Origin of the sequence: Longimonas sp. (assembly GCF_046498435.1) — a bacterium.
Taxonomy (GTDB): domain Bacteria; phylum Bacteroidota; class Rhodothermia; order Rhodothermales; family Salinibacteraceae; genus Longimonas.
In genome coordinates this window covers 1-4,924 of record NZ_JAWOAR010000105.1, presented here as the reverse complement: position 1 = coordinate 4,924, position 4,924 = coordinate 1, and the positions used below count along the sequence as shown (strand labels likewise).

Here is a 4,924-nt window from a genome sequence, read left to right as displayed (position 1 = left end):
GGCTACGGGGCTCCTCGTTCTGCTGCTGGGCAAAGCTACGAAACTGCAAGATGCGTTCATGCATCTGGGAAAAACCTATCGCGGCACGCTGCGCCTGGGGGCTACGACTCCCACGTACGACCGCGAGCAGCCCGAAGATGCCACCTACCCGTGGCAGCACATCACCGATACCGATCTGGAGACCGCCACCTCGCAGTTTGAGGGCACCATCACGCAGCGTCCGCCCATGTACTCGGCGGTGCGGGTAAAGGGCGAGCGGCTCTACAAGAAAGCGCGTCGTGGCGAAACCGCCGTGCGCCCGCCGCGCCATGTTACCGTAGACGCGTTTGACGTCCTACACCGCGAGGGACGCGACGTCACGTTTGAGGTGGTTTGCTCCAAGGGCACCTACATCCGCTCGCTTGCGCACGACCTGGGGCAGGTGTTGGACTCGGGGGCCTACCTGACCGCGCTGCGCCGCACGCACATCGGGTCGTATGCTGTAGACAACGCCTGGGCCCTCAACGCGCTGCTTCGTACCTGTCCGTCTCCAAGCACCGACTCCTCCTCATGACACGCGAGATTGGCTGGGAACAGATCCAGCGCGATGCGTCTTCGGTCGTCACCGTCGGCACCTTTGATGGCGTGCACCGGGGGCATCAGGCCATTCTTTCGTTTCTTTGTGAGCGCGCCAAAGCCCTGCAGGGCACACCGACTGTACTTACATTCGATCCGCATCCGCGTGCGGTGGTGCGCAACGCCGACGTGCCGCTGCTCACAACGATCGAAGAGCGGGCGCGGGCGCTGGAGCATCTGGGGATTGCTCGCATGGTTGTGCTGCCTTTTACGCAAGAACTTGCTCAGTACGATCCGGAAGCGTATGTGCGCGAGGTGCTGTGGGAGACCATTGGGCTGCAGGCTATTGCTGTGGGCTACGACCACCGCTTTGGGCGAAACCGAGGGGGCGATGTGTCGCTCCTGCGGGCCATGGGGGCCGACCTGGGCTTCACCGTCGAAGAGATTCCGCCTCAGGCCGAGGATGACGAGGTAATCTCCTCCACCCGCATCCGCAAACAGATCACAGAGGAGGGAGCTGTTGCCGATGCGGCCCAGCTGCTGGGCCGACGCTACACCCTCTCTGGTACGGTAGAGCGCGGCGATCAGCGCGGACGCACCATTGGCTTTCCCACTGCCAACATTCGTCTGAACGATGCACGCTCTTGTGTGCCGCGTCATGGCGTCTACGCGACACGAGTGCACGGCAGTGCGCTACACGAGCCGCATGTGGGAATGTGCAACATCGGCGTGCGCCCAACCTTTGACGGTACGACGCCAACGATCGAAGTGCATATGCTCGATTTCGAAGGCAATCTGTACGATGAGACGTTGTGCGTAGAGTTTGTGCAAAGACTGCGTGGCGAGGTCAGATTCGATTCGGTGGATGCACTAAAAGCGCAACTTTCGGAAGATCGAACTCATTGCATACGTGTTATGGAAGCTGCAAGTACTCCCTCAACGACAGAAAGCGGATGCTTGTGAATGCTGAGGATGTGGCGCCCCGAACATAGAAGGTGACGCAACCCAGTATCTTCTTTAGCATGGTATAATCTAAAGAGGAATTAATCCTGAATCCCCCTGTATGATTACAAAAGAACGCAAAAGCGAACTGGTCGAAGAATACGGCAACAGTCCCAATGATACTGGAACTGCCGAGGTGCAGATCGCGATCTTTAGCGAGCGTATCAGCAACCTAACCGACCATCTTAAGGAGCATCCCAGCGATCACTCCACACGCCACGGACTGCTGAAGCTGGTTGGTAAGCGCCGCCGCCTGCTTAACTACCTCAAAGGCAAAGACGTAGAGCGGTACCGTGCATTGATCCAAGACCTGGGGCTTCGTAAATAGCACGATTCGCGGCATCCTGCTCAATTCAGGGTGCCGCTTTCTTTTGTGCTTTATCCCACGCAGCTCCACAGCACGCATTCGTGTGCGCTGGTGCTGCTGTACGTGACAGACGGGCTGTACCGAAGGGTGCTTTCAGAAGAAGTGCCACATCGCTTCGGGCCCATCACCAGTTGTTGACTGAACGAGATACCTATACATGCCAGACGCAACCATCCAATCTATCGAATTTGCTCCGGGACGATCGCTCTCGATCGAAACCGGGCGCATCGCCCGTCAGGCCAACGGTTCCACCGTGGTACGGCTTGGCGATACCATGGTGCTTTCCACCGCCACGCTCTCTGACTCGATTCAAGAGGGCAAAAACTTCTTTCCATTGACCGTTGACTATCGCGAAAAGTTTGCGGCAGGCGGCAAGGTGCCCGGCGGCTTCATCAAACGCGAAGGACGTCCCACTGACAAAGAAACCCTAACGGCTCGCCTTGTGGACCGGGCGATCCGCCCGCTCTTCCCGGACGGGTTCTACCACAGCGTGCACCTCGTCAACTTCGTCATTTCGGCAGGCGACGACTACGACGCCGACATTCTTGCGGGCGTGGGCTCTTCGGCAGCGCTTTTGCTGGCCGGAGCCCCGTTCCAAGGCCCCATGGCCGAGGTCCGCGTAGGCCGCGTTGACGGCGCGTTTGTGATCAACCCTACGATCCAGCAGACCGCCGAAAGCGACATGAACCTCATCGTGGCTGGCAAGCAAGACGCGCTGGTCATGGTTGAGGGCGAGGCCCACGAGATCAGCGAAGATGAGATGATCGACGCGCTCGACACCGCGCACGTCGCCATCCGCAAACTGTGCAACGGCCAAGAGCAACTGGCGCGCGCCTTCGGCACCGCCGACGACTTTGAATGGACGCAGCACGTTACGCCGGAAGCGGCTATCGAGAAAGTGCGTCACCAGTTCGGCCAGCGTGTGGCCGACCACGTGCGCGCTCCGTACAAAAAGGAAGCCTTCTACACGGGCATCGACGAAATTAAAAGCGACGCGGTTGAAGAGCTCGCTTCCGACGACGAAGACGGATTCGATGCTGGTACCATCCGCGACGCGGTAAGCGCTGTCGAGAAAGAATCGATGCGTGAGATGATCCTCGCCGATGGCAAACGCGTCGACGGGCGCGATCTGACGAGTGTACGCGATCTTTCAATGGAAACAGGCTACCTGCCCCGCGTGCACGGCTCGGCGATCTTTACCCGCGGTGAAACGCAAGTGCTGGGCTCCCTTACGCTGGGCACCTCGAAAGATGTGCAGCCGGTCGACGAGGTGTTCGACGACACCGACAAGTCGTTCTACCTGCACTACCGCTTCCCGCCGTTCTCGGTCGGCGAAGCCAGCTTCCTGCGTGGCCCGAAACGTCGCGAAATTGGACACGGCATGCTCGCCGAACGTGCCCTGCGCCCGGTCATCCCTGGACAGGATGAATTCCCGTATGTCATTCGCATCAACGCGGATGTGATGGAGTCGAACGGCTCTTCCTCGATGGCCAGCGTCTGCGCGGGCTCCCTCGCACTTATGGACGCCGGGGTCCCGATCAAGAAACCGGTATCGGGCATCGCGATGGGACTCGTCACCGATGGTGAGCGCACGCAAGTCCTCACCGATATCCTCGGTCTGGAGGATCACCTTGGCGATATGGACTTCAAGATCACGGGCACACGCGATGGTATTACCGCCTGCCAGATGGACATCAAGGTAGCCGGACTCTCGCGTGAGGTGCTTGCCAAGGCGCTGAAGCAGTCGAACGCAGCCCGCATGGAGATCCTCGACGCCATGGAGCAGTCGCTGCCTGCGCCGCGCCAGGACCTCTCGGAATACGCACCGCGCCTTACGAAGCTCACGATCGATCCCGAGCACATCGGGGCGGTCATTGGGCCGGGTGGCAAGGTCGTGAAGAGCATTCAGAACGAAACCAACACCGACGTCACCATCGAAGAAGAGGATGGCGTGGGGCTGGTCACCATTGCAGCCAAGAATCAGCAGGATGCCGAGGCGGCCATCGAGCGCGTGAAGCAGATCGTGGCCGTTCCCGAAGAAGGCGAAGACTACGTGGGCACGGTGAAAACCATCCGCGACTTCGGCGCCTTCATCGAGATCATGCCCGAGAAAACTGGACTGCTGCATGTCTCCGAAATCGCTCATGACTACGTCGAAAACGTAGAGGACTACATGAAAGTGGGCGACAAGGTGAAAGTCCACCTGCTGGAAGTACGCGACGACGGCAAGATGCGTCTGACGCGGAAGCCGTTCCTCGATAATGAGAATGGGTCGGGGCGCTAAATCTGCGCATCCACACGACCCATACGGCCTGTCTACAGGTTGTAACACACTGCGTAGGGGCAATCACTGCCGATTGCCCCTACGTTTGTATGGGGCGTAGCCCTTGACGCAATCATACAATAGACCGTTATTGCAATGAAACTACTTTGCAGTGGAGCAGCCGGATTCATCGGCTCCCACGTTGCTGGAGCATTTATTGAGGACGGACACGACGTGCACATCGTCGATGACCTCTCGGGTGGGAAACGGGCCAACGTGCCGCCTGGCGCCACCTTCCACCATCTCGACATACGAAGCGAGGAAGCAACGGCACTTGTAAAAGCTGAGCGCTTCGACATGCTTGTGCACCACGCTGCACAGATGAACGTCCGCGAATCGGTCAAGCATCCGCGGGAAGACGCCTCTGTTAACATCGACGGCCTGCTGACCCTGATGGAAGCAGGGCGCGAGCATGGGCTTCAGCGTGTGTTATTTGCCTCAACCGGGGGAGCCATTTATGGTGATCCGGTGCACGTGCCCCAAGATGAAAATCATCCACTTTGCCCCGTGTCGCCGTATGGGGTGAGTAAGTTGGCGTCGGAGAAGTACCTGGACTTCTACCGCGAAGAGTATGGCATCCCCTACGTGTCGCTGCGCTACGCAAACGTGTACGGACCGCGTCAGAATCCGGCTGGAGAAGCAGGTGTCGTTGCGATTTTTATTGAGCAGATGCTGAA

The 4,924-nt window shown here is 59.0% G+C and carries 5 protein-coding genes; all 5 read left to right on the top strand.

Features of this window, described 5'->3' with window-relative positions; genetic code table 11:
* Positions 1 to 553 (top strand): tRNA pseudouridine(55) synthase TruB (gene truB / locus R6U20_RS04285; protein WP_410336634.1); only part of this gene is annotated, 553 nt, incomplete at its 5' end.
* The gene (locus tag R6U20_RS04280; protein ID WP_410336633.1) at positions 550 to 1,518 is read left to right on the top strand and encodes a bifunctional riboflavin kinase/FAD synthetase; all 969 of its coding nucleotides are present in this window, start codon (positions 550 to 552) and stop codon (positions 1,516 to 1,518) included. The genes truB and R6U20_RS04280, both read left to right, overlap by 4 nt.
* A 100-nt stretch (positions 1,519 to 1,618) precedes the next feature.
* Positions 1,619 to 1,885, top strand: a complete 267-nt coding sequence (gene rpsO / locus R6U20_RS04275; protein ID WP_410336632.1) for a 30S ribosomal protein S15 — start codon at positions 1,619 to 1,621, stop codon at positions 1,883 to 1,885.
* A gap of 196 nt (positions 1,886 to 2,081) precedes the next feature.
* Positions 2,082 to 4,208 (top strand): polyribonucleotide nucleotidyltransferase, encoded by a 2,127-nt coding sequence (pnp, locus tag R6U20_RS04270; RefSeq protein ID WP_410336631.1) that lies wholly within the window; start codon positions 2,082 to 2,084, stop codon positions 4,206 to 4,208.
* A gap of 135 nt (positions 4,209 to 4,343) precedes the next feature.
* A partial coding sequence (locus tag R6U20_RS04265) for an NAD-dependent epimerase/dehydratase family protein (RefSeq protein WP_410336630.1) occupies positions 4,344 to 4,924 on the top strand: 581 nt, incomplete at its 3' end.